Annotated in this window: 19 protein-coding genes and 2 pseudogenes; 12 read left to right on the forward strand and 9 right to left on the reverse strand. The window is 46.2% G+C overall.

The genetic code is table 11. From position 1 onward, the window contains the following. Positions 1-110: 110 nt before the first annotated feature. Positions 111-899 carry a MurR/RpiR family transcriptional regulator gene (locus NSQ22_RS17030; RefSeq protein WP_008880419.1) on the forward strand — a complete coding sequence of 263 codons (789 nt, stop codon included), beginning with the start codon at positions 111-113 and terminating at the stop codon, positions 897-899. Here NSQ22_RS17030 and NSQ22_RS17035 read toward each other — a convergent pair. The 5 genes from NSQ22_RS17035 to NSQ22_RS17055 form a co-directional block, all read right to left on the reverse strand. Further along, positions 871-2307: a glycoside hydrolase family 1 protein gene (locus NSQ22_RS17035; protein WP_008880420.1), complete on the reverse strand. Its 1437-nt coding sequence runs from the start codon at positions 2305-2307 to the stop codon at positions 871-873. The two genes, NSQ22_RS17030 and NSQ22_RS17035, sit on opposite strands and share 29 nt — an antisense overlap. A gap of 407 nt (positions 2308-2714) precedes the next feature. Continuing rightward, complete coding sequence (locus NSQ22_RS17040) at positions 2715-4082, reverse strand: FAD-linked oxidase C-terminal domain-containing protein (protein ID WP_008880421.1); 1368 nt, start codon at positions 4080-4082, stop codon at positions 2715-2717. A gap of 81 nt (positions 4083-4163) precedes the next feature. Then, a complete protein-coding gene (locus NSQ22_RS17045) occupies positions 4164-5141 on the reverse strand; it encodes an alpha-ketoacid dehydrogenase subunit beta (protein ID WP_008880422.1) in 978 nt (325 codons plus the stop codon). Position 5142: 1 nt separating this feature from the next. Continuing rightward, complete coding sequence (gene pdhA, locus NSQ22_RS17050) at positions 5143-6222, reverse strand: pyruvate dehydrogenase (acetyl-transferring) E1 component subunit alpha (protein WP_008880423.1); 1080 nt, start codon at positions 6220-6222, stop codon at positions 5143-5145. Positions 6223-6296: 74 nt separating this feature from the next. Continuing rightward, a complete protein-coding gene (locus tag NSQ22_RS17055) occupies positions 6297-7616 on the reverse strand; it encodes a dihydrolipoamide acetyltransferase family protein (RefSeq protein ID WP_172437901.1) in 1320 nt (439 codons plus the stop codon). A 554-nt stretch (positions 7617-8170) separates the two neighbouring features. Between NSQ22_RS17055 and NSQ22_RS17060 the strand changes: the two genes are divergently transcribed. From NSQ22_RS17060 to NSQ22_RS17085, 6 genes and pseudogenes are all read left to right on the forward strand, one after another. Continuing rightward, the gene (locus NSQ22_RS17060; protein ID WP_008880425.1) at positions 8171-8557 is read left to right on the forward strand and encodes a VOC family protein; all 387 of its coding nucleotides are present in this window, start codon (positions 8171-8173) and stop codon (positions 8555-8557) included. An 87-nt stretch (positions 8558-8644) separates the two neighbouring features. After that, complete coding sequence (locus tag NSQ22_RS17065) at positions 8645-9631, forward strand: Gfo/Idh/MocA family oxidoreductase (RefSeq protein WP_060476261.1); 987 nt, start codon at positions 8645-8647, stop codon at positions 9629-9631. A gap of 544 nt (positions 9632-10175) precedes the next feature. Further along, positions 10176-10538: a hypothetical protein gene (locus NSQ22_RS17070; RefSeq protein WP_011888272.1), complete on the forward strand. Its 363-nt coding sequence runs from the start codon at positions 10176-10178 to the stop codon at positions 10536-10538. Positions 10539-11182: 644 nt separating this feature from the next. Then, positions 11183-11339, forward strand: a pseudogene (locus NSQ22_RS17075) (pre-toxin TG domain-containing protein); the annotation flags it as partial. 198 nt (positions 11340-11537) lie between these two features. Then, positions 11538-11980: pseudogene (locus NSQ22_RS17080) on the forward strand (helix-turn-helix transcriptional regulator). Between the two features lie 349 nt (positions 11981-12329). Then, positions 12330-12662, forward strand: coding sequence for a contact-dependent growth inhibition system immunity protein (locus NSQ22_RS17085; protein ID WP_144038750.1), 333 nt, complete (start codon positions 12330-12332; stop codon positions 12660-12662). A 155-nt stretch (positions 12663-12817) separates the two neighbouring features. On the opposite strand, the gene NSQ22_RS17090 is transcribed toward NSQ22_RS17085, so the two are convergent. From NSQ22_RS17090 to NSQ22_RS17100, 3 genes are all read right to left on the reverse strand, one after another. After that, positions 12818-13258, reverse strand: coding sequence for a DUF4275 family protein (locus tag NSQ22_RS17090; protein ID WP_081157638.1), 441 nt, complete (start codon positions 13256-13258; stop codon positions 12818-12820). Between the two features lie 389 nt (positions 13259-13647). Further along, a complete protein-coding gene (locus tag NSQ22_RS17095; protein WP_008881309.1) occupies positions 13648-14031 on the reverse strand; it encodes a DUF1360 domain-containing protein in 384 nt (127 codons plus the stop codon). 221 nt (positions 14032-14252) lie between these two features. Continuing rightward, the gene (locus NSQ22_RS17100; protein ID WP_216367160.1) at positions 14253-14582 is read right to left on the reverse strand and encodes a DUF188 domain-containing protein; all 330 of its coding nucleotides are present in this window, start codon (positions 14580-14582) and stop codon (positions 14253-14255) included. Positions 14583-14835: 253 nt separating this feature from the next. Between NSQ22_RS17100 and gdhA the strand changes: the two genes are divergently transcribed. Next, the gene (gdhA, locus tag NSQ22_RS17105; protein WP_081157310.1) at positions 14836-16203 is read left to right on the forward strand and encodes an NADP-specific glutamate dehydrogenase; all 1368 of its coding nucleotides are present in this window, start codon (positions 14836-14838) and stop codon (positions 16201-16203) included. Between the two features lie 382 nt (positions 16204-16585). On the opposite strand, the gene NSQ22_RS17110 is transcribed toward gdhA, so the two are convergent. Next, positions 16586-17221, reverse strand: coding sequence for a TetR/AcrR family transcriptional regulator (locus tag NSQ22_RS17110; RefSeq protein WP_050772218.1), 636 nt, complete (start codon positions 17219-17221; stop codon positions 16586-16588). Between the two features lie 144 nt (positions 17222-17365). Here NSQ22_RS17110 and kynU point away from each other — a divergent pair, with 144 nt between their 5' ends. The 4 genes from kynU to kynB are packed head-to-tail and all read left to right on the forward strand — an operon-like array spanning position 17366 to position 21668. Further along, positions 17366-18673, forward strand: coding sequence for a kynureninase (gene kynU / locus NSQ22_RS17115; RefSeq protein ID WP_171355555.1), 1308 nt, complete (start codon positions 17366-17368; stop codon positions 18671-18673). A gap of 19 nt (positions 18674-18692) precedes the next feature. Continuing rightward, complete coding sequence (locus NSQ22_RS17120; protein WP_081157307.1) at positions 18693-20132, forward strand: amino acid permease; 1440 nt, start codon at positions 18693-18695, stop codon at positions 20130-20132. A 39-nt stretch (positions 20133-20171) separates the two neighbouring features. After that, positions 20172-21014, forward strand: coding sequence for a tryptophan 2,3-dioxygenase (gene kynA / locus NSQ22_RS17125; RefSeq protein ID WP_008881314.1), 843 nt, complete (start codon positions 20172-20174; stop codon positions 21012-21014). Positions 21015-21041: 27 nt separating this feature from the next. After that, positions 21042-21668 (forward strand): arylformamidase, encoded by a 627-nt coding sequence (gene kynB, locus NSQ22_RS17130; RefSeq protein ID WP_008881315.1) that lies wholly within the window; start codon positions 21042-21044, stop codon positions 21666-21668. Positions 21669-21828: the final 160 nt, after the last annotated feature.

Raw genomic sequence — 21828 nt, forward strand, 5'->3', positions numbered from 1 at the left:
GCAGCTCCGCAACGGAGTTGCTTAGGGAAACCTTGTCCTCCGCTGTGCCCAGCAAACTGCTGAGCATGGAGGAAGTTTTTCACCACTCTTTTCGAAAGCGAGGGAGCCCGATGTTTACCCCCGAACAAATCGCCCAGTTTTCCGAGTTGGATTATGCCATCTACGATTATGTGGTCAAACATCCTCATGAAGTCGCTTACATGCGCATTCGCGAGCTTGCCGAGGCTGTCCATGTCTCGCCACCGACTGTGCTCCGTTTTTGCAAGAAGGTCGGCTGCGATGGGTTCAGCGAGTTCAAAACGAAATGGAAGCTACACTTGCGGGAAAACGAACGAACGTCGATCATCAGCAGCCAAGAAGCATTAAGAGAATTTTTTGAGCGGACATTAACGGCTGATTACGAGCGAACCATTCTGGATGCCGCCACCGTGATTGCCCGGGCCGATCACGTCATTTTTGTCGGCTCAGGCAGCTCCGGTATTTTGGCCGAATACGGCTCGCGTTATTTTTCCGCGTTTCAAAAGTTTTCTGTTTACATTAAAGACCCGTTTTTCCCGATTTACGGCCATTATTTTACCAACTGTGTCGTCATCGCCTTGTCGGTGTCCGGCGAAACACAGCACACGCTCGCTCAAGTGCACCGTTTTAAGGAAAAAGGCGGCACGATCATCAGCATCACAAATCGAAAACATTGTTCACTCGCTAACATCTCCGACTACAACTTGACATACTACGCCACCGCCGAGCGAATGGGACAGACAGACGTGACGACACAGCTACCGGTCGTTTATTTGCTTGAGCGGCTCGCGAAGGAAATGTATCGGTTACTGCCGACGCAGACTGACCGAGGCCGAACGGTCGGTGACAAAGCTACAACTCGGCACCGTTCGTCGCAATAACCCGTTGATACCAATAAAAGCTTTTCTTTTTGATGCGGCGTAAATCTTTTTCCGATTCATCATCACGGTTGACGTACACAAATCCGTACCGTTTTTGGTAACCGTTCAGCCAGCTGAGCAAATCGGTGAACGACCAAGTACAGTAACCGAGCACGTCAACACCATCCGTGATGGCGCGTTGAATTTCTTGAATATGGCGGCGCAAGTAGTCAATTCGATAATCGTCATTCACGATATCGCCTGGTTCTAGCGTATCGAACTCACCTAAGCCGTTTTCTGTGATCAAAATCGGCAACCGGTAACGGTTCGCAATGCGGCGGAGGCCAATATGCAAGCCAACCGGATCAATCGCCCAATCCCAGTTCGTCGTATCGAGATGCGGGTTGCGCACTGTTTTAAACAGTCCAGGAATGCCGCTTGAGGTTGATGTCCCTTTTTTTCCTGTCGTATTCATCACACCTTCGCTGACGCCATCTAGTGGATTATGCTCAACGGTCGTAGTTTGGTAATAGTTGACTCCCATAAAGTCCGGCTTCGCCGCTTGGAGCAGTTCCCAATCGCCCGGCGCCACCGTCGGCTCTAGCCCTTGCGATTCAAGATAGTTCCAAGCCACCTGTGGGTACGTTCCCCATGCATACACATCCATCCACCAATGGTTTTGGAATTCTTCCGCGTTTTCAAAAGCGAGTATATTTTCCGGGCGGCTGTCGCACGGATACATTGGCGAGTAGGCAAAGCTCGGCCCGATTTTTCCATCAGGCACATAATGACGGAACGATTGAATCACCTTCGCATTTGCCAAATTAGCGATATGGTTCGCCTCATACATGCGTTTCATGTCTTTTACGCCCGGCGGATGCAAGCCAAGCCGATAGCCCAAAGAAATGAAAATGTTTTGTTCATTGAGTGTCACCCAATATTTGACCCGGTCGCCAAACCGTTGAAACAATGTCACAGCATACCGGTCAAAATCATCAATGATGCGCCGCGACTCCCATGCCCCATAGGCATCCATCAATGCTTGCGGCACGTCCCAATGGTACAACGTCACAATCGGCTCGATCCCATGTTTTTGCAGCTCCTCAATCAAGCGATCGTAAAAATCGAGCCCTTTTTCATTGATGTCCCCATTTCCATCAGGAAACACTCGGCTCCACGCCACCGAAAACCGATACGCTTTCAACCCCATTTCCGCCATCAACGCCACATCTTCTTTGTAGCGATGATAATGATCGACCGCGACGTCGCCGTTTGTCCCCTTAAACGTTCGGCCCGGCTGCTTGGCAAACACATCCCATACCGATAACCCTTTTCCATCTTCGTTCCACGCTCCCTCGACTTGATATGCGGCCGATGCCGCACCCCATAAAAACTCGGGCGGGAACGGTTTGAGATGACGATGCTCCATTCAGATCGTCTCCTTTCCCACAACAAACACCGGCGATGAATCGTTCTATCACCAATAAACCGCGTTTGACGAAAAAAGTAAAGGGCGCGGCGGCTTTTTGTAACGAGACGAACACGAAAAACAATTGTTTCTTCGTAGTAACAAGTTGTTACAAAAAGGATAGGAAAAGCAAGCGCGCCGTATGCAAAAACCAGCCATGCAGAACGTTTCCATAAAATCAGTGAAATGCGAGAAACGGCACTCTCTATTCCTGTAGGGAAACACAAGAAGAAAAAGGTGCTCCGTTCCGTTGAGAGCACCCTTTTCCCCATAAAAGACGGTCTCCGCTTCCTCTTAATCATCCAACTTATGTTTTTGAGAAATATCGCTATCAAACTAATCAATCGAGCCGCCATACGGACGAAGCGTTACGGCAAAAAGATTTTCCCCGGGTTGAGAATGCCGTTTGGGTCAAACAATTGTTTCAGCCGCTTCATCCATAATACTGCATCGCCCTTTTCTTCTCGCAAAAACGCTCGCTTGCCGATACCGATGCCGTGCTCACCTGTACACGTACCACCGCGAGACAGAGCGTAGCGAACGATATGGGTGTGCACATGCTCGATTCGCTTCATCTCTTCAGCATCATTTGGGTCAAAGGCAAGCACCGTATGGTAATTGCCGTCACCGACATGGCCAAAAATAGCGGCAGTCATGTTGTGTTCATTAACAAGCCGACGTGTATCTGCAATCGCCCCGGGCAGTTCGGACAGCGGCACGCACACATCAGTCGAGAGCATCGCCTTGCCCGGATACGCGGCTTGAATGGCGAACGCCGCGTGATGGCGCGCTTCCCAAAGCTGCGCACGGGCGAGCGAGTCGGTTTCGATCACAAACGAAACTGCTCCCTCCGCTTCGCACAGTTCTTTGACGAGTTCCGCCCCGTCATCTACGCTCGAACGGCTGCCGCTCAATTCGATAAACAGCGTCGGCTTTACCGGATAATCGGTCTTTTTGTACGCGTTGACAGCTGCGACCGTCGCCTCATCCACGAGTTCAATTTTCCCTGGTCCAACGCCAGCTTTTAACACGGCAAACGCCGCTTGCGCTGCCGCCTCAAGCGACGGAAAACCGACTTTGATGGCCGTCGTCGCCTCCGGAATGCCGTGCAGCCGGACGATGAGGCGGGTGAAAATCCCGAGCGTCCCTTCGGATCCGACGAACAAACCGGTCAAGTCATAGCCAGCAGATGATTTCACCGCCAAGCTACCGGTTTGAATGACTGAACCGTCGGCAAGCACCACTTCGAGCCCGAGCACTTGTTCCCGCATGACGCCATATTTTACACAGTTCGTTCCGCTTGCATTCGTTGCCGCCATGCCGCCGATCGTCGCATCTGCCCCCGGGTCGACCGGGAAAAACAGTCCGTACGGTTTGAGCGCTTGGTTAAGCTGCAAGCGCGTCACCCCTGGCTCGACAATGGCGAGAAAATCGTTGGGGCGGATGTCGATGATGTTGTTCATCCGTGTCACATCGAGGCTAATGCCGCCTTCGACCGGAATGATATGCCCTTCTAAGCTCGTGCCGGCGCCAAACGGCGTCACGGGGATGCGGTGTTCGTTCGCAAACGCTAATACCCGGCTCACTTCCTCGGCCGTTTTCGGAAAGACGACGACATCCGGTTTGTGCGGCTCATGGTAGGCGATACCTTTGCTATGGTGTTCAAGCACCGTCTCGTTTCTGCTCACCCGTTCACGGTCGCCGATCAACTCAAGCAGTGATTCGTACACGTTCATCGTTCTCCCCCTTATCACTGGGATACAACAGCCGCACCATTCCCCGTTCAATTGTCGAGCACGCCGTGCGGCATGTTTTGATTAGTAGCGCATCAACGTCTCGATTCCTTCCACAATGCGGGCAGGGTTGGGCAACCAGTCGTCCTCGACCGACGGCACCGGGTATGGCGTATCGTAACCGGCGATGCGCACGATTGGGGCCGAAAGGGAAAAGAGCGCCCGCTCGCTGATGAGCGCCGCCACTTCCGCGCCAAACCCGCTCGTTTTTACCGCTTCATGGACGATCATCACCCGCCCTGTTTTTTCGACGGAGGCAATGATCGTGTCGATATCGAGCGGCTGGAGACAGCGCAAGTCGATTACTTCCGCGTCAACGCCTCTCATTCGCATCTCGTCGGCGAGTTTCGCGACAAGCGGCACCGTCGCCCCCCATGTGAGAATCGTTACATCGTCACCCTCCTTCACGATGCGCGCCTGGCCGAGCGGAATCGTGTAAGGTTCTTCCGGCACTTCCATACGGAACGCCCGGTACAGCTTCATCGGCTCGAAAAACAGCACCGGATCATCGTCACGAATGGCGGAAATCAACAGCCCTTTTGCATCGTACGGATTGGACGGCATGACGACTTTTAAGCCAGGCGAATGGGTAAACAGCGCCTCCAACGCATCAGAGTGCAGCTCTGGCGTCCGTACCCCACCACCGTATGGGCTGCGCACGACGATCGGGCATGAAAACCGACCGCCGGAGCGGAAGCGGATGCGCGCCGCCTGCGCGGCGAGCTGGTCCATCGCTTGGTACACAAACCCAAGAAACTGGATCTCGGCAATCGGCCGCATACCATTGATTGCCAATCCGATCGACGTGCCGATAATGCCGGATTCAGCCAGCGGTGTATCAAACACGCGCCCGGAGCCAAACTGCTCAAGCAACCCGTCCGTCGCCCGGAAGACGCCGCCGTTTTCGCCGACATCTTCTCCAAGCACGATGACGCGCGAATTACGCTCCATCTCCTGGCGCATCGCTTCATTGATTGCTTCGATCATCGTTAATTCCGCCATCTCATTTCACCTCTTTCGCTTGCTTTCGCCGCATCACTTCTTCTTTTTGCTCGGCGAGCAACTTCGGCGCCTCGCTGTACACATAATCAAACACATCCGCAATCGAACCGGACTCACTGGCGACAGCCGCCTCGTACGCGGCTGTCACTTCCTCGTTCACTTTGGCAACGAACTCCTCTTCTTTCGCATCCGTCCACAGCCCGCGCCGCTCAAGCAACACCCGCAAGCGGTGAAGCGGATCTTTCCTCCGCCATGTTTCCACTTCTTCCGGATGACGGTATTTCGTTGGGTCATCAGCGGTTGTGTGCGGCCCGAGCCGATACGTGAGCGCCTCAATCAACATTGGCCCCTCTCCGCGGCGTGCCGCCTCGACCGCCTGTTTCATCGTTTCATAGACGGCCAACACATCGTTGCCATCGACCAGCACCCCCTTCATCCCATAGGCGAGCGCTTTTTGCGCGATCGTCCGGCTCGCCGTCTGTTTCGCGTATGGGACGCTAATCGCATACTGGTTGTTTTGGCAGAAAAAGATGACCGGCACGTTGTACACCGCGGCAAAATTCATTGCTTCATGAAAATCTCCTTCCGACGTCGCCCCGTCGCCGAAATAGGCGACCGACACATGCGATTCGCCTTTCAATTTTGTTGCCCACGCGCAGCCAACTGCATGCAGTGTCTGCGCAGCGATGATAATTTGTGTCGGGAAAATGTTCAGTTCTTCTGGCATCCTCTTCCCTGACAGGCGGCCGCGCACGTAATGGAAAAACTGCTCGAGCGGCATGCCGTGCGTCAAACAGACCGCCACTTCGCGATAGCTCGGGAAAATCCAGTCGTCTTTTTGAAGCGCAAGGACGCTGCCGATTTGGGCTGCCTCTTGGCCGCTAAATGGCGCATATGTACCAATCCGCCCTTGCCGCTGCATGCGCAGCAGCCGCTCATCGACAACGCGTGCCCGCCGCATCGCTCGGTAGGCATCGAGCAGCCACTCATCGGAAAACGCCGCGATTTTCGCCTCATCCCCATTCCCGTTTTCGTCAAGAATTTGCACCATCTCGACGGGCAGCTCCTTTGGATCAAACATGCGATCCCCTCCCATCATTTTTTGCGACTCACAGTCTTATTCGGTTCACAAAACGAAAGTGAACTAACGGCCGCCTACCGCACATCCAGCAGCAACAGTTCCGGATTCTCCAAATAATGCGCCACTGTCCGCATAAACCGCCCGGCCGGCTCGCCGTCAATGACGCGATGATCAAACGTGAGCGACATCCCCATTATGTCGCGGATGACAATCTCATCATCGATCACAACCGGTCGCCGCTTGATCGCATGCGCGCCGAAAATCGCGACTTCCGGATAGTTGATGACCGGCGTCGCAAACCATCCCCCACCGGCGCCGGTGCTCGTGATCGTGAACGTGCTTCCTTGCAGTTCCTCAAGGCGAAGCGCCTGGCGGTGCGCTTTCTCCGAAAGCTCGGCGATCTCAATCGCCAGCTCGCGAATTGATTTTTGATCGGCGTCGCGGATGACAGGAACCAACAGTCCGGCTTTTGTCGCCGTTGCGATGCCGATGTGGTAACGTTTCTTCAGCACGATTTCGTTCGTCTCTTCATCAAGCGTGGCGTTAAACATCGGGTATTGCTTCAATGCTCTTGTCACCGCCTTAATGACAAACGGCAAATAGGTGAGTTTGATCCGTTCTTCAGCCAATTGGGCGGCTAAGCTCTTGCGGATCTCAACAAGCTTTGTCACATCGATTTCATCCATCCCGGTCACATGCGGCGCCGTATACACCGATTTCACCATTTTTTCGGCGATTTTTTTACGCAAGCCGCGAAGCGGGATCCGTTCTTCTTCCTCAGTAAGAGGAGACGGCCCAGTCGAAGGTGGCGCAAACAGCGCCTTGCTTATACGATCGCTGACGGCATGAGAGCTGCGAGCGAAAGACGCTTCTTCGACCTTGCCGATTCCGCTCTGTACCGTTTCGGCCACCGTCACGGCTGCCTCGCGCTCTCGCACGTATCGCTCCAAATCGGCGAGCGTCACCCGACCGCCTTCGCCTGTTCCTTCCACTTCCTCAATCGGGACGCCCATCTCCCGCGCCCGCTTGCGCACCGATGGCGCTGCGATCACCCGCTTGCGGGCTGGACGCGTTCCCCGATCCGCTTGGACGGTTGCCGATGTTTCCTTAAGACCAGTGCTTTGTTCTGATTGATTTCCTCTCGGTTCTCCCGCTGCTTCGGTATCTAATACAATCAGCGGCTCCCCGACGTTAACCGTGGCTCCTTCCGGCCCGGCAAGTGACATCACTTTTCCAGCCACCGGCGTCGTCATTTCGACCATAGCCTTATCCGTTTGAATTTCAGCAATTGGTTGATCGGCGTTGACCACATCCCCTTCGCGGACGAGCCAACGGATGATCTCGGCTTCATGCAGCCCTTCGCCAATATCAGGAAGCTTAAACTCATAAATCACGGCCATATCCCCTTCCTTTTATTCTCAAATTGGCATTGGAAACAAACGCGATGGTGCAGCATCGATGGTGTTGCGATCATGAGGCATCACAGAGGTTAAGCGCTTACAAAAAAGTTGTGGTAAGGACTCTTTTTTTCTACAAAAATAGCAAGTGAATATTCTAAATTTTCAACCTACAAGTTTTATGATAGTATATAGGTTGTCAAGCTGTCAATATTAGGAGAGTGGACATTTTTCGCTAGTTTCGACAATCCTCGAAACCGATCTCCATTATTGCAAAATAATAACTTCTTGCCCTTACAACAAAGGCAAAGAACATCATTGAAGAACGATGATGGTCCAATCGATAGCTAACAAAGAAACATTCGTATTCGGAAGCTTTTTAGAGGAATGGTGAAAAACAACCGTTCCCCCACGCTCAGTCATCCAGCGCATTAGAGTCAAGGCTTCTCTATTGGAGAAATCTTATTGTTGGAGCACATTGCTTGTCACCATTAACCTGCCCGCTCCGTTTACCGAACGGAAAAGACGTCATAGATAAAGGAGGATTTGACATGCGTCTTACGACCATTCACCATATCGCCATCATTTGCTCGGACTATGAGCGATCCAAACGGTTTTACACTGAAATTCTTGGCTTTCGTCCTCTCCGTGAGCAATACCGTGCCGCGCGCCGCTCATACAAACTCGATTTAGAAGCGGACGGCGGAATTCAACTTGAGCTGTTCTCGTTTGAAAACCCACCCAAACGCCCAAGCTACCCGGAAGCGTGCGGGCTGCGCCATCTCGCATTGGCCGTCGATGACATGGATGAGGCGATCGCCTATTTACGCCGCCATGGCATCGAGCCTGAACCGATTCGTATCGATGAAGCGACCAACAAACGGTTCACCTTCTTCCAAGACCCGGACGGATTGCCGATTGAGCTGTATGAAAAATAGAGGAAAAAAAGCACATCGACGAAAACCAAATCTTCTCATTCGATTTATGGTACAATGATGGTCGATACCAACAAAGGGGGAAACAACATGGTGCGATTCGCGACAATCGGCACAAACTGGATCACCGAAGCGTTTATCAATGCCGCGCGCCTCGTCGATTCCTTCGAGCTCGCTGCTGTCTACTCGCGAACAGACGAAACCGCTAAGCGATTTGCCGAGAAAGTCGGGGCGCCGCGCACATTCACCGATTTACAAGAACTAGCGAAAAGCAATGACATTGACGCCGTCTACATCGCGAGCCCTAACGCGTTTCACGCTGAACAAGCGATTTTGTTGATGAATCACGGCAAACATGTGTTGTGCGAAAAGCCGCTCGCCTCCAACGCGAAAGAAGTCGAAGCGATGATCGCAGCGGCCAAGCGAAATGGTGTCGTGCTGATGGAGGCGATGAAATCAACGCTCATGCCGAACTTTGCGGCCATCCGTCAACACATACATAAACTCGGCCGCATCCGCCGCTACGCCGCGAACTATTGCCAATACTCGTCGCGTTATGATGCCTACAAACAAGGGACTGTGCTGAACGCCTTCAACCCCACTTTCTCGAACGGGGCACTTATGGATCTTGGCGTCTACTGCCTGTACCCGATGGTCACTTTGTTTGGCAAGCCCCGCAGCGTAAAAGCACAAAGTGTGAAGCTCGAATCCGGCGTTGACGGTGAAGGAGCGATCGTGTTGGATTATGGGAATATGGATGCGGTCGTCTTTTATTCCAAAATCACCAACTCACACTTGCCTTCAGAAATCCAAGGCGAAGACGGAAACATGATCATTGACGCCATCCATACGCCAGCGAAAATCGAAATCCGCTACCGTGACGGGCGCGTTGAGGACATCACCGTCCCACAAGATAAACCGCCGATGTATTATGAAGCCGAAGAATTTATCCGTTTGATTGAAAGCGGCAAGCATGAATCAACAATCAACTCACATTGCCATTCGCTTTGGACGATGGAAATCATGGACGAAGCACGAAGACAAACCGGCATCGTCTTTCCTGCCGACCAGCGATAAACAAAAAAGTTCCAACCCGGTCCGTATAAGATTCGGTTGGAACTCTTTTTTATTTTAAAAACAGGCGTTCCTTCTGTTTCATTGGATTTCCGTAGTTGACAGATAAGCAAAAACTACTCACATCATTTACGCCGAAACAAACAAGGAGATAGGAACCCGATTCCTTGCTTCGCATAGGCGGGCTCGTTCATGACGACACCGTCTTTCATATGGCTACACATGTTGACCTTGTTCCCATACTGAAATATCCTCTCTCTCGCTTTCATGATTCTCCTTTTGCTTACCAATATGGTAACCGTCGCATAATCTTAACCGATGGCTCGCGGCATGATTGTTGAGACAATTCCACATTCTAACAATGGAAGTCAACAGATGAAATGACCATGGGCCTTTCATATGATTCTTTCTTTATAATAATAAACGGAGGGTAAAGGATAATTTATATGAAGCGACTTTACCTAACGGTATGAAAATTCATATGAGATTAGACGCTAATGGTAAAATTTTAACGGTTTATCCAATATATTAATGGAGTGTGGAAAGTATGAAATATGAAATTAAGTTTAGGGAAACCGAAGGCGGTATTGTGGTAGATGTTCCAGATGCTATTTCTCCTGTAGCAATACTTCTAATGGGCGATATTCAAGGTAGTTGTCAACCGTGGTTAGATTTAATAAACAGAGTTTTAAGTGGCGAGTCAAATTATGAGGAAAGTACAGGTAACAATTGTACATTGGAGATTAATAAAGAAACAACAAAAATAATTGAGGGAGAAAGTGAATGTGTAATTGAAACAAATGAGTTAAAAAAGATAATAGAACTTTGGTCAGAAAAAAAGTTCGGTAAAATAAATGTTAAAATCTTGAATGGCGTTATGTTAATCACGTCTTCTGGGGCTACCCATTGACAATACTTTTTTGTCAAATAGTGTTGGTTAAACTTTTAAATGATTTTCACTTGATAAAATATGATTATCGAGTAGCTTAGCGGGATAATGTATATAAAAAGTCACACCTCCTCGTAGGAAAATTATCAAATGCAGGGGAGGTGTTTTCTTTTCCAAACTGAAAGTAAAAAGATAAGATAGAAGAAAATCCAGTCTTGTATTAATCTAAAATGATAACTAAGAATCAATTTTATACCTTGATTGGTTTAATTCCTTTCAGGGTTTCTTTTTCGCAAGAGGGCTGCCCAGTAACGATTAGTTCAATACTTACTCAGTAAAAATTAGTAACTCCTGTAATCCTTTTATGATGTTTTACGAATAATCTAGTACGTACAACAACTTCAAAACGTTGCCCTTTTTATCCTTTATTTTATGACGTAAATAACCATAATATCATCAGCTACCACCATTTCGATTCTCCAATTCCATTCCTTTACTTTCTCCCTGCTTTGTAAATTTTCCGCAACTTTTACGTACAAAAGAACGATTGTAAAGTTGAGAGGACTACTCCAACTCGATTAACTCCTGAATGTCGATGCCCAACACTTTGCACATCGTTCTTTTCCGTTTTTTTACACTACAGTTGGTTCAGTAGCTTCCCTGTCTCGACGCTGCACCAAGCGAACCAAACGCTCGCCGACAATATGAAGGAATTGGGTTGGGAGTTTTTTCGAATGGTACGACGTGCAGCACCTATTCGGTGAGTATGATCCGGTCACTGGCGAGCACCTGTCGGCTGGAGATCGGCTACTGGCATGCGGATGTTGCTATTATGAGTTTTAATACCGTTGTACGTGAAGTTAGTCATAGTACACTTTTAAAACGCTTTACGTTAAGATGAACTATGCAAAAAACAAGAATTTCTCACTCGCAAACCAAAAGTTGCGCCTCGTGCAACCTATATCTTTACTTGAGATACATACTTAATGAATACTGGAAATAAAGAAAAGGGGGATCAATATGTTTTTTAGTGAACGGTTGAAAAAAGAGGTTGGTCACAAGCTGAACTCGCTGAAAAAATTCATGTTAGTCGACAATCAGTTTCAAAATGGGAAACTGGTAAGAACTATCCAAGTATCGAAGTAATCATTGCTTTAAGTGATTTATTCGGTATTACAATCGATGAAATGATGAGGAGTGATAAAGCATTGAAGGAAAAAATCATTCGTGATGGTAAGAAATTGGCCTATCCAAAATGGAAAGCATTCTTTGATGGCGTATTTTTATTAGGGGTATTTTTATTAGTGGCAAAACTACTGATTATAGCGTTAAATCGCTTGGTCGGCTTGGATATTATCCTTCCAGAAGGCTTACCAAAGATCATGTCCAATATCTTACCATTAGCTTTACTCATCATCGGGCGTATAGGATCAGACCAATTAAAAAATAAATACATTGATTAACAATCATATCTGAGTTGGTTTTAAAAAGGTTACCTGGTAACATAAACACTACCAGGTAACTAATTAGTAATGAACGGATGAAAAGGAAACATGCACCTAACTCCTTATGTTGCAATCCATGTATCATCAGTCTGTCACAAGGAGGTTCCTGCCTCGTAAATCGATGAGCATATGGTCAATGAATCCACAAGTTTGTCGCAGGATTAGCCTTTTCTTTTTCAAAACCTGTTCTGAAGCATCTCATTTTGATCATCAATAATTGAACAGCCAAGGGATATTCAGGAATGTGGACCGATCGCCATCAGCAAAAAAGAGAGACTCCCGTATACATCATAAAAAATACTCATCTATGGCCAATCACAGAAGGAAGCAAAGATGCTTGTTCGTCAAACATAATCCGGAAGATCCCGTTTTTCAGTTTCTCACTGGAACTTTTCATCAAGACATCGATTCGACTGAGGAGGCATTACAAGAATTCGTAACGGAAGAAAGTAAGGAATATCTCGAATCTGCGATTGTATTTTTAACGGAATTCATAAATAGCGAGCATTCAGATGATGAAAAGAATGAATACATTCAACACTGTGTAGACGGATTGTATTTTCCCTCCCTTGGACTGACTCCAATTCAATGGCTAAAAACTGTGGTAGAACAATTAAAGGAAGCCGTCAAAACAAAATAGGCAGTCACATGCTAGTTCTTCCCCAAAAGAAATGTTTGATTTTTCAAGATGTGATCCGGATGCAAGGAACTGTATACCAATCGCTGCGGATGCACTTGATATTCAGCAAACACTCGAACTTGTCAAGTACATGGTGTGGTGATGAACCATCACTCTCACCTTCGGCTAAAATAAGGGCCAAGCCATCCTCTTTCGTGCGTGATGACAAACGTCCAATTGAACTCACTGTCAACCACGTATAGATTGGCATACTCGCCGTTTTCAGTGACCAAATCTACGGCTTTCAAACCGGAAGCATCCTCCACTTTGAACGCATCATCGCTATGTTGAAAGAAAATATAGCAGCACTTTTTCTCTTCCCTATCAAACGCCGCCTCCGCTTCTTCTTCCGTTAAACAGTCTTTCGTTTCATAACTAAAAACATGCCATAAGTAACCGTTTGCCCCATCGTCATCATAAAGGGGGATGTTTCGTTTTTCTTCCGCAGTCAAATGACGGGCAAACACCTCTTCCCACTGTTGTCTCCATTTCGCCCCGAATCCGGATTGTTTGCTGATTGTGATGTTTCGACGCGCTAACTTATGAAATAACTCCATTCGGCTCCTCCCCCAAATGATTCTGATAGGCTTTTTCAAAAATCATTTTTGTCTATCCTCGTTTCATTCCTAAGTTCCTCAACCAGCTCTTGATCAATCAGTGGCTCTTATCCATTATACACACACTTAATCATCTGAATACTCTTTTCTAGTCCTGCCTATCTTGTGATCGGAGATTTGCCGCAACAAATAAGGATGGAATTTTCTTCAGTTTTCCTCTCCTTGCACATGATCTTGTTCCCCATTCAATTACGATTCCTATAGGGGGAGGGAATGGACAATCTCGCTTCATCGAGTATTTTCTCAAATTGAGAAATTCTATAGCAGCTATGTTTCCTTTTTAATCAAGAACAAGTGATGAAAGGAACTAGCTGCTTTTCACTGTTCTTCTAGTCCATCCGCTTTTTCGCCGCTGACAGCAGGTCGATCGCCTTCGTTCCGACCCCGACAAACGTCTCAAGAATCGCCTGCGCCCCTGCGATCGAAAAAATGAAAATCAACGGCATAGCGATGTTCGGAATGAAAAAATAACCGAGTGCGATCAAAATAGCGCTCCACACGCCAGCGCACCAATAACAATTCAACAAGTAGCCAAATTTGGAGGCCGGCACTTTCTTGATTTCCGTATGGCCGTCCTCACTGCGAACTTTTTCTTTTTTCATAAACGGCTCGCGCAGAAATTCAGTAATTTTGTCAAACACGATCAAATGGGTAAACCGATAGCTAGCCAACATCATCATGATGTACGTCATCCAATCAAGGTCGCGAAGCATAGCGGGTCCCTTTCTTTTGCAATCTTTTCCTTTAGTATGAACCAAGAAGCGCTTCGTTATGAACCTAGATAGATGCTGAAATCGATCGAGGGAAGAAGCGATATAGACTTTCGTGACAAAGCCATCCCCTATGGCCAGCTGAGATTAGTTCCGTTTTATCGATATTGAGGAAAAGGATTAGCAGTTGAAGAGGCTAATAAAACGGTTTGTTCACAAATTTGTCAAAATTTTATTTTGAGGTTCAAATTATTTTTCTCCTGGCGTCTTTTCGGACCTTTTGTTCTACCACCTGCACGGGGAAATTTTGCATTTTCATGCCGAAAAAATAGCAGTTGATCAACATTTTCGTCTGTAAATTCTTTTCCATTTCGATTCAACAAAAAGGAAAACTTATCCAAACACAGGTCAGCCAACTCATAATCTCGAGGAATGATAAAACTATATTTTGAAACCGCATTCAATACTGAGAAATCAATGGAATCTCGCCCTTCTGACACTTGAATTATTATTGCATCCTCTCTTTCTATGAGATAAGAATTATCGCAAAACAAGAACGGTTTTATCTCATATTGAGATAAAAAAGCCCAGCAATATCAATGACTGAACAGGCATCTACATCAATCAAAACGGAGAGCATACGCCTCAATCCTTTCACCCAAAATATAGAAATTATATTATTATGATATAATTTTATTTCGTTGATTTTACCAATTTATTTTCCCCTGGTAAAAAAATAATGATTGAATTGTAAAAAAAATCATAATACCATTTTCTCGTAAGCTTTTTAGGGGAGGGAGAACGACCATGACAACTGCCGTAAAAAGTCCATCAAAGGCAAAAGAGTATATCGATTCTGTATATCATCAACTTCAAGATAAATACGGTTATCAACCAGAATTTTTACAAGCCGTAAAAGAAGTATTTTCCACATTAGTTCCCGTATTTGAACAACATCCAGAATACATTGAGCATAATATTCTTTCACGAATCGTAGAACCTGATCGCATCATCACTTTCCGTGTCACATGGCAAGATGATCAAAATCGAGTTCATGTCAACCGCGGTTATCGTGTCCAGTTTAACAATGTTGTCGGTCCTTATAAAGGTGGTTTACGCTTCCATCCAACAGTAAACGAATCGATCATGAAATTTTTAGCATTTGAACAAATTTTTAAAAACGCATTAACTGGCCTGCCCATTGGCGGTGCAAAAGGCGGCTCTGATTTTGACCCAAAAGGAAAATCCGATACAGAAATCATGCGTTTCTGCCAAGCATTCATGACAGAGTTATATCGTCACATCGGTCCTGATGTCGATGTTCCTGCTGGAGATATTGGCGTAGGCGCCCGTGAAATCGGTTATTTATGGGGACAGTATAAACGCATAAAAGCAATGCATGAAGCGGGTATTCTTACTGGCAAACAACCAGGTTATGGCGGTTCTTTAGTTCGCAAAGAAGCAACAGGATACGGACTCATTTACTTTGTAGAGGAAATGTTACGTGATGTTAATGATTCTCTTGAAGGAAAAACGGTGGTTGTTTCTGGATCTGGAAATGTTGCTATTTATGCGATGGAAAAAGCACAACAATTAGGAGCGAAAGTGGTCGCTTGCTCTGATTCCAATGGTTATGTTTACGATCCAGATGGCATTGATTTAAATGCTATAAAAGAAATCAAAGAAGTGAAAGGCGAACGAATGAACAACTATGTGAAGTATCGTCCAAAAGCGACCTATACCGAGGGTTGCAAAGGCATTTGGACCATTCCATGCGACATCGCTCTTCCATGCGCCACACAAAACGAAATTGACGGAGAATCTGCACGGATTTTAATTGCGAACGGAGTGAAAGTGGTCGCAGAAGGTGCGAACATGCCTTCCACTCCTGAAGCAATCGATGAATATTTATCCAACGGTGTATTATTCGGACCTGCGAAAGCAGCCAATGCAGGTGGGGTGGCCACTTCCGCATTAGAAATGGCACAAAATTCAAGTCGCATCTACTGGTCCTTTAATGAAGTCGACGAAAAGCTGCGTGACATTATGAAACACATTTATCAAACAAGTAAAGAATGCGCAGAAAAATACGGTTCCCCTGGAAACCTCATGGTCGGTGCGAATATTGCCGGATTTGTCAAAGTTGCTAATGGAATGATTGCTGAAGGGGTCTAATGTTCATTTGATATGGGGGAGTTTTTACAAAGGGGGGCATCAATAAAACGACAAAAGCCAATTGAAATGGGCTTAAAAGTTCATTTCAATTGGCTTTCTTTTTGTCTATTGAAACCGATTTATCAAATATGGTTCAATCCGTCGCTAAGAGGTTTATGGATGAACGAAATACATACACATGAGCCAGAAACGTTCAATCTCCTTTTCACCATATGATTACATTCCAAAAGAATCGCTCGCTGCATCATTGAGAAAAATTTCCTTTCCTTCATTGAGCGCGCGGTTAAACATATCGCCCGCCCCAGTCGTATCGACAACCGGAACGTGGGAGCTTAGGATGAGCTCCTCTTTTTAACTAACAACAAAACAAGTGAATAAACCGTCATCGATACAGCCCTTCCGTATACACCGCAGTGATCGTCCGAGCAATTTCCTCTATGGAACATTTACGATGATGACCACGCACAATGTCCCATAAGTACATTTCATTCGTAAAAAACCAACCACGCGCCACTAATTCAGGATTTAATTCCGTCCTAGCGAGTCCTTTGCGTTGGGAATAAGAAATATCTTGAGAAATTCGTTGGACAAATCGCTCACGGATTTCTGCCCATTTCGCCGATACGGCTTGGGAAACACCAATAGCTTGCTCGAATACCTGTAACATATCGCGCTCCGCTTCCGCCATTTTCAAAAATGAATACGCTTGACGTTGAATCATCTGCTGTGCTTCCTCCTTTGATGTAGGAAAAAAGGGAAGCTCAGCGATTTGATAAAACTGCCCCATCACATCCTCCATCAACGTGATCAGAATATCATCTTTCCCTTTAAAGTAAACGTAAGCCGTACCATACCCTACCCCTGCCTTTTTGATAATTTGAGTCACAGTGGTATGATGGAATCCCTCTCGGATAAACACTTCCCGTGCTGCTTGCAATATTTTTTGGCGTGTGGCCGCGGAACGCATATGACGACGATCGACTGTTTTTTTATGCTCCACTGTATCCCTCCTTGCCATCCTCCCTTGCTTACTAGCATAAGGGGTATCCAATCAAAATGAAAGAAGAAGACAAAAAACGAACAACAAAATATAATATTTCAAAAATTTAATAATTGACATCATGTCAACTTTTTATGTAAAATTTTTTTAACATCTCACCGAATGGAACAGGAGGTTATATTCGTGAACAGCACAGCCCTGGAACCTACATTAGAATTCGCTCGAAAACTTGACCAAGAAGACCCATTACGTCATTTTCGCGATGAATTTTACTTACCGCCGAATTCCATTTATATGGATGGCAACTCACTAGGTCTTCTTTCCAAAAGGGCGGAAAAAACACTATTCACCATATTACAAGATTGGAAATTGTTAGGTATCGATGGGTGGACAAAAGGAACCTATCCATGGTTTGACCTATCGGAGAAGATAGGAGCTATGTTGGCACCATTAGTCGGTGCTTCACCGGAAGAAGTGATTGCTACAGGTTCTACCACTATCAATTTGCACCAGTTAGTTTCTACCTTTTACCAACCAGAAGGAAAGAGGACAAAGATTTTAGCTGATGAATTGACCTTCCCATCAGACATTTATGCGTTGCAAAGTCAGCTTCGTATTCACGGTTATGATCCCAGCACTCATCTGATTCGAGTGAAAAGTCGTGATGGGCGTTTTTTGGAAGAAGAAGATATTATTGCAGCCATGTCCGAAGACGTTGCCTTAGTTGTTTTGCCGACTGTGTTATACCGCAGTGGTCAAATTTTGGACATCCAACTTCTGACTGATGAAGCACATAAGCGTGGCATCTTGATCGGATTCGATGCTTGCCACTCCATTGGAGCCATTCCGCATTCATTTAGCGAATGGGGAGTTGATTTCGCTTTTTGGTGCAACTACAAGTATATGAACGGGGGACCTGGCTGTGTCGCAGGACTCTACGTCCATCGTAAACATTTCGGTTCAGCACCTGGCTTGGCTGGATGGTTTGGCTCGAAAAAAGATAAACAATTTGATATGGAACATACATTCACCCCTTCCTTGACGGCTGGAGCTTATCAAATTGGAACTCCACATCTTTTGAGTCTAGCTCCTTTGATTGGATCCTTAGAAATCTTCCAAGAAGCCGGAATTGAACGGATTCGTCAAAAGTCGTTGCAACTGACTAATTACTTGATGTACTTAATCGAACAAGAGCTTTCCCATTTCGGCTTTATCATTGGCAATCCGAAAGACGATGTGCGCCGTGGAGGACATATTAGCTTGGAACACGAGGAAGCTGCCCGCATTTGCAAGTCATTAAAAGAAAATGGTGTCATTCCAGACTTCCGAGCACCAAATATTATTCGCTTAGCGCCTATTGCTTTGTACACATCTTATGAAGAAGTATGGAACGTTGTACAAATTATGAAGAAAATCATGCAAGAGAAACAGTATAAGAAGTTTTCAAACGAGCGTGAAGTAGTCGCCTAAATATAAGGGGGGAGAGAGAATGGCCAAGCAAAATCATGATACGCGTAAATCGCAAGAAAAGGACACCGGGTTACATCGTGAATTAAAGACGAACCAACTAACCATGATCGCTATGGGATGTGCCATTGGTACTGGGCTGTTCCTTGGGAGCGGCCTTGCTATTCAAACGGCGGGACCTAGCGTTTTACTTAGTTATGCCATTGGCGCTTTCATTGTATTGTTGTTGATGGGGTGTTTAGCTGAAATGACGGTCGCCCATCCAACATCAGGTTCTTTTGGAACCATTGCTGACCGGTACATCCACCCCTATGCAGGTTTTATCGTCCGCTATTCGTATTGGATCGCCAATGTCCTAGCCGTAGGGGTGGAAGTGAGTGCCATTGCCGTTTATATGAGATACTGGTTTCCGCATACACCAGGGATCGTATGGATTCTACTATTTGGAGGCATTCTCATTTACGTCAATGCTACCAACGTCCATACGTTTGCTACTTTTGAGTACTGGTTCTCGATGATCAAGGTGAGTGCAGTCATCCTTTTTATTCTCCTTGGAACGTATGTTATATTCGGAGCATCGGAACAATCTGGAATTGGCCCTGCCAATTTCGTCAATGATGGTGGATTTCTCCCATTTGGCTGGTGGGGAATGTGGGTAGCTATTTTTATTTCCCTATTTAGTTTCTTAGGAACAGAAATGATAGCGGTTACATCAGGTGAAGCAAAGGAGCCCGAAGTTGCCGTTCCCAAAGCATTAAAAGCAACGGTTTTTCGTTTGTCTACTTTTTATGTACTCACGCTCGCCATCATGTTGATGATCGTTCCGTGGAAAGCAGCAGGAATTGACAAAAGTCCTTTTGTGAAAGTAATGGAAATCTTAAACATCCCTGGTGCTTCCGGTGTGGTAAATTTCATTGTTCTCACTGCGGCGCTATCGGCCATGAATAGTCAGTTATATGCATCAACGAGAATGATGTTCTCATTGGCGCAAGAAAAGTATGCTCCCTCTTTCTTTGCTGAGGTGAACAAAAAAGGAGTCCCGATCAAGGCATTACTTATTTCTACTGCTGGAATTGCCATTTCAGCCATCGTTTCAGCTTTTCTTCCTGATACATCGTATACTGTCATGATGGGGATTTCGATGTTTGGGGCAATTTTCACTTGGTTTATGGTTTTTGTTTCCCATCTCTTTTTCCGAAACAAGTGGAATCAAATGAATGGTCGACCATTGCCCATCAAAATGATTGGATTTCCTTACTTAACCATTTTAGGTGGCGTATTATTACTCAGCTTGATGATTACGACATGGTTTACACCATTTAAAACGATGCTGCAATTCGGAATTCCTTGGTTACTGTTGCTATCCATTGCGTATGTCCTTTGGAAAAGGGTTCATACCACATACCATAACGCAACTCCTTCTACACCATCCGATGAAACAGTCACTAGCGCGAATCAATGATCGTATCAATCGACCATTCTACGAAAAGGGTGAGAACATATGCAAAATAAACAAAATCAATTCGAACTGGAGAAAGGCATTCATACAGATTTCCAAGAAGAAATGTCGTACGCAGGCTATCTTCAGCTTGATAAAATTTTATCGAGTCAACAGCGGTTATCTAATCATCATGATGAGATGCTATTTATCATTATTCACCAAACAAGTGAACTTTGGATGAAACTCATTTTACATGAAATGGAAGCCGCTATTCAATGTATTTTAGATGACGATTTAGAACCATCCTTTAAAATGTTTGCCCGTATCTCAAGAATCCAACAACAGCTCATTCAATCATGGAGCGTCCTTTCGACGCTGACTCCGTCAGAGTACATGGAATTTCGTGAATGTCTAGGCCATGCTTCCGGGTTCCAGTCTTATCAAAACCGTTTAATCGAATTTGCACTTGGGCAGAAAAATGCACATGTTTTGCCTGTTTTCCAACACGATCCGGAAATTTATGAAAAGATGACAAGAGCACTCCACTCCCCAAGCGTGTATGACGCAGCGATCAAAGCATTGGCCGTCCGGGGGTTGCCTATCGATGAAGACGTTCTTCATCGAGATTACTCACAAACCTACCAGCCAAATGCTAGCGTGGAAGAAGCATGGTTGACGGTATATCGAAATGTTGATCGATATTGGGATTTATATGAGCTAGCCGAAAAGCTAGTAGATATCGGCAGCCAACAACAAACATGGCGTTACATGCACATGAATACAGTGGAACGAATTATTGGCTACAAAAAAGGAACCGGAGGATCATCGGGCGTCTCCTACTTAAAAAAATCGCTCGATCGCTCGTTCTTTCCTGAGCTATGGACATTAAGAACAAAACTATAGATTCAGAGAACTTCAGGAGGCAAAATGATGAATCCATGGATCGATATCTCCCAACGACTTGATGAGCATATTCCAGTATGGCCAGGCGATACACCTTTTTCCTATCGCACTCGTTGGAACAAGGCGGAAAGTGGATCCGTGAATGTGGGCCAAATCACGATGAGCACACATACAGGCACACACATTGATGCTCCCTTTCACTTTGATAATGAAGGAAAGAGAGTCATCGATCTTGATTTAAATATCTATATCGGACCTGCCCGTGTAATCCATCTTTCAAATCCGAAAAAAATCGGGATCGATGAATTGCAAACGATAGATTTACATGGAGTGACGCGCTTATTAATCTACACGGGGGCATGGACGAATCGGACAACATTCCCTGAAACTATTCCCTATATTGATCCGCCACTCGCTCCATACTTGAAAAAATATGGAGTTCGTCTGATCGGGATCGATTTGCCCTCTGTCGACCCGTTAACAAGCAAACAATTGCCTGCCCATCACGAATTGCATCGTTGTGGAATTCATATTTTAGAAGGGCTCGTGTTAGACCATGTTTCCCCTGGGGACTATGAACTAGCGGCTCTTCCTCTCCCCTTAGTCAATGCCGATGGAAGCCCTGTGCGGGCGGCATTACGAAAGATGGGATAAAACCATACAAAAGCATTGGCTTGTTGCTTCGGGTCGGTCGAATACCCATGTCATACAACATGAAAGGTGATGGACCCCAAAATATGTCTGCCTATCTTCGAGAGAGCGCCTCACGGAAGCGCTCAGCATTCAAAAGGGGGCTAACTCAAAAGGCTGTCTG

The organism is Geobacillus sp. FSL K6-3411, assembly GCF_037965715.1.
Lineage (GTDB): Bacteria > Bacillota > Bacilli > Bacillales > Anoxybacillaceae > Geobacillus > Geobacillus thermodenitrificans.

What these genes read in the sequence shown, in the direction of transcription:
- NSQ22_RS17030 (WP_008880419.1), top strand. Translation starts at nt 111, where the DNA reads ATGTTTACCCCCGAACAAATCGCCCAGTTTTCCGAGTTGGATTATGCC.
- NSQ22_RS17035 (WP_008880420.1), bottom strand. Translation starts at nt 2,307, where the DNA reads ATGGAGCATCGTCATCTCAAACCGTTCCCGCCCGAGTTTTTATGGGGT.
- NSQ22_RS17040 (WP_008880421.1), bottom strand. Translation starts at nt 4,082, where the DNA reads ATGAACGTGTACGAATCACTGCTTGAGTTGATCGGCGACCGTGAACGG.
- NSQ22_RS17045 (WP_008880422.1), bottom strand. Translation starts at nt 5,141, where the DNA reads ATGGCGGAATTAACGATGATCGAAGCAATCAATGAAGCGATGCGCCAG.
- pdhA (WP_008880423.1), bottom strand. Translation starts at nt 6,222, where the DNA reads ATGTTTGATCCAAAGGAGCTGCCCGTCGAGATGGTGCAAATTCTTGAC.
- NSQ22_RS17060 (WP_008880425.1), top strand. Translation starts at nt 8,171, where the DNA reads ATGCGTCTTACGACCATTCACCATATCGCCATCATTTGCTCGGACTAT.
- NSQ22_RS17065 (WP_060476261.1), top strand. Translation starts at nt 8,645, where the DNA reads ATGGTGCGATTCGCGACAATCGGCACAAACTGGATCACCGAAGCGTTT.
- NSQ22_RS17070 (WP_011888272.1), top strand. Translation starts at nt 10,176, where the DNA reads ATGAAATATGAAATTAAGTTTAGGGAAACCGAAGGCGGTATTGTGGTA.
- NSQ22_RS17085 (WP_144038750.1), top strand. Translation starts at nt 12,330, where the DNA reads ATGGCCAATCACAGAAGGAAGCAAAGATGCTTGTTCGTCAAACATAAT.
- NSQ22_RS17090 (WP_081157638.1), bottom strand. Translation starts at nt 13,258, where the DNA reads ATGGAGTTATTTCATAAGTTAGCGCGTCGAAACATCACAATCAGCAAA.
- NSQ22_RS17095 (WP_008881309.1), bottom strand. Translation starts at nt 14,031, where the DNA reads ATGCTTCGCGACCTTGATTGGATGACGTACATCATGATGATGTTGGCT.
- gdhA (WP_081157310.1), top strand. Translation starts at nt 14,836, where the DNA reads ATGACAACTGCCGTAAAAAGTCCATCAAAGGCAAAAGAGTATATCGAT.
- NSQ22_RS17110 (WP_050772218.1), bottom strand. Translation starts at nt 17,221, where the DNA reads ATGGCAAGGAGGGATACAGTGGAGCATAAAAAAACAGTCGATCGTCGT.
- kynU (WP_171355555.1), top strand. Translation starts at nt 17,366, where the DNA reads ATGGAACAGGAGGTTATATTCGTGAACAGCACAGCCCTGGAACCTACA.
- NSQ22_RS17120 (WP_081157307.1), top strand. Translation starts at nt 18,693, where the DNA reads ATGGCCAAGCAAAATCATGATACGCGTAAATCGCAAGAAAAGGACACC.
- kynA (WP_008881314.1), top strand. Translation starts at nt 20,172, where the DNA reads ATGCAAAATAAACAAAATCAATTCGAACTGGAGAAAGGCATTCATACA.
- kynB (WP_008881315.1), top strand. Translation starts at nt 21,042, where the DNA reads ATGAATCCATGGATCGATATCTCCCAACGACTTGATGAGCATATTCCA.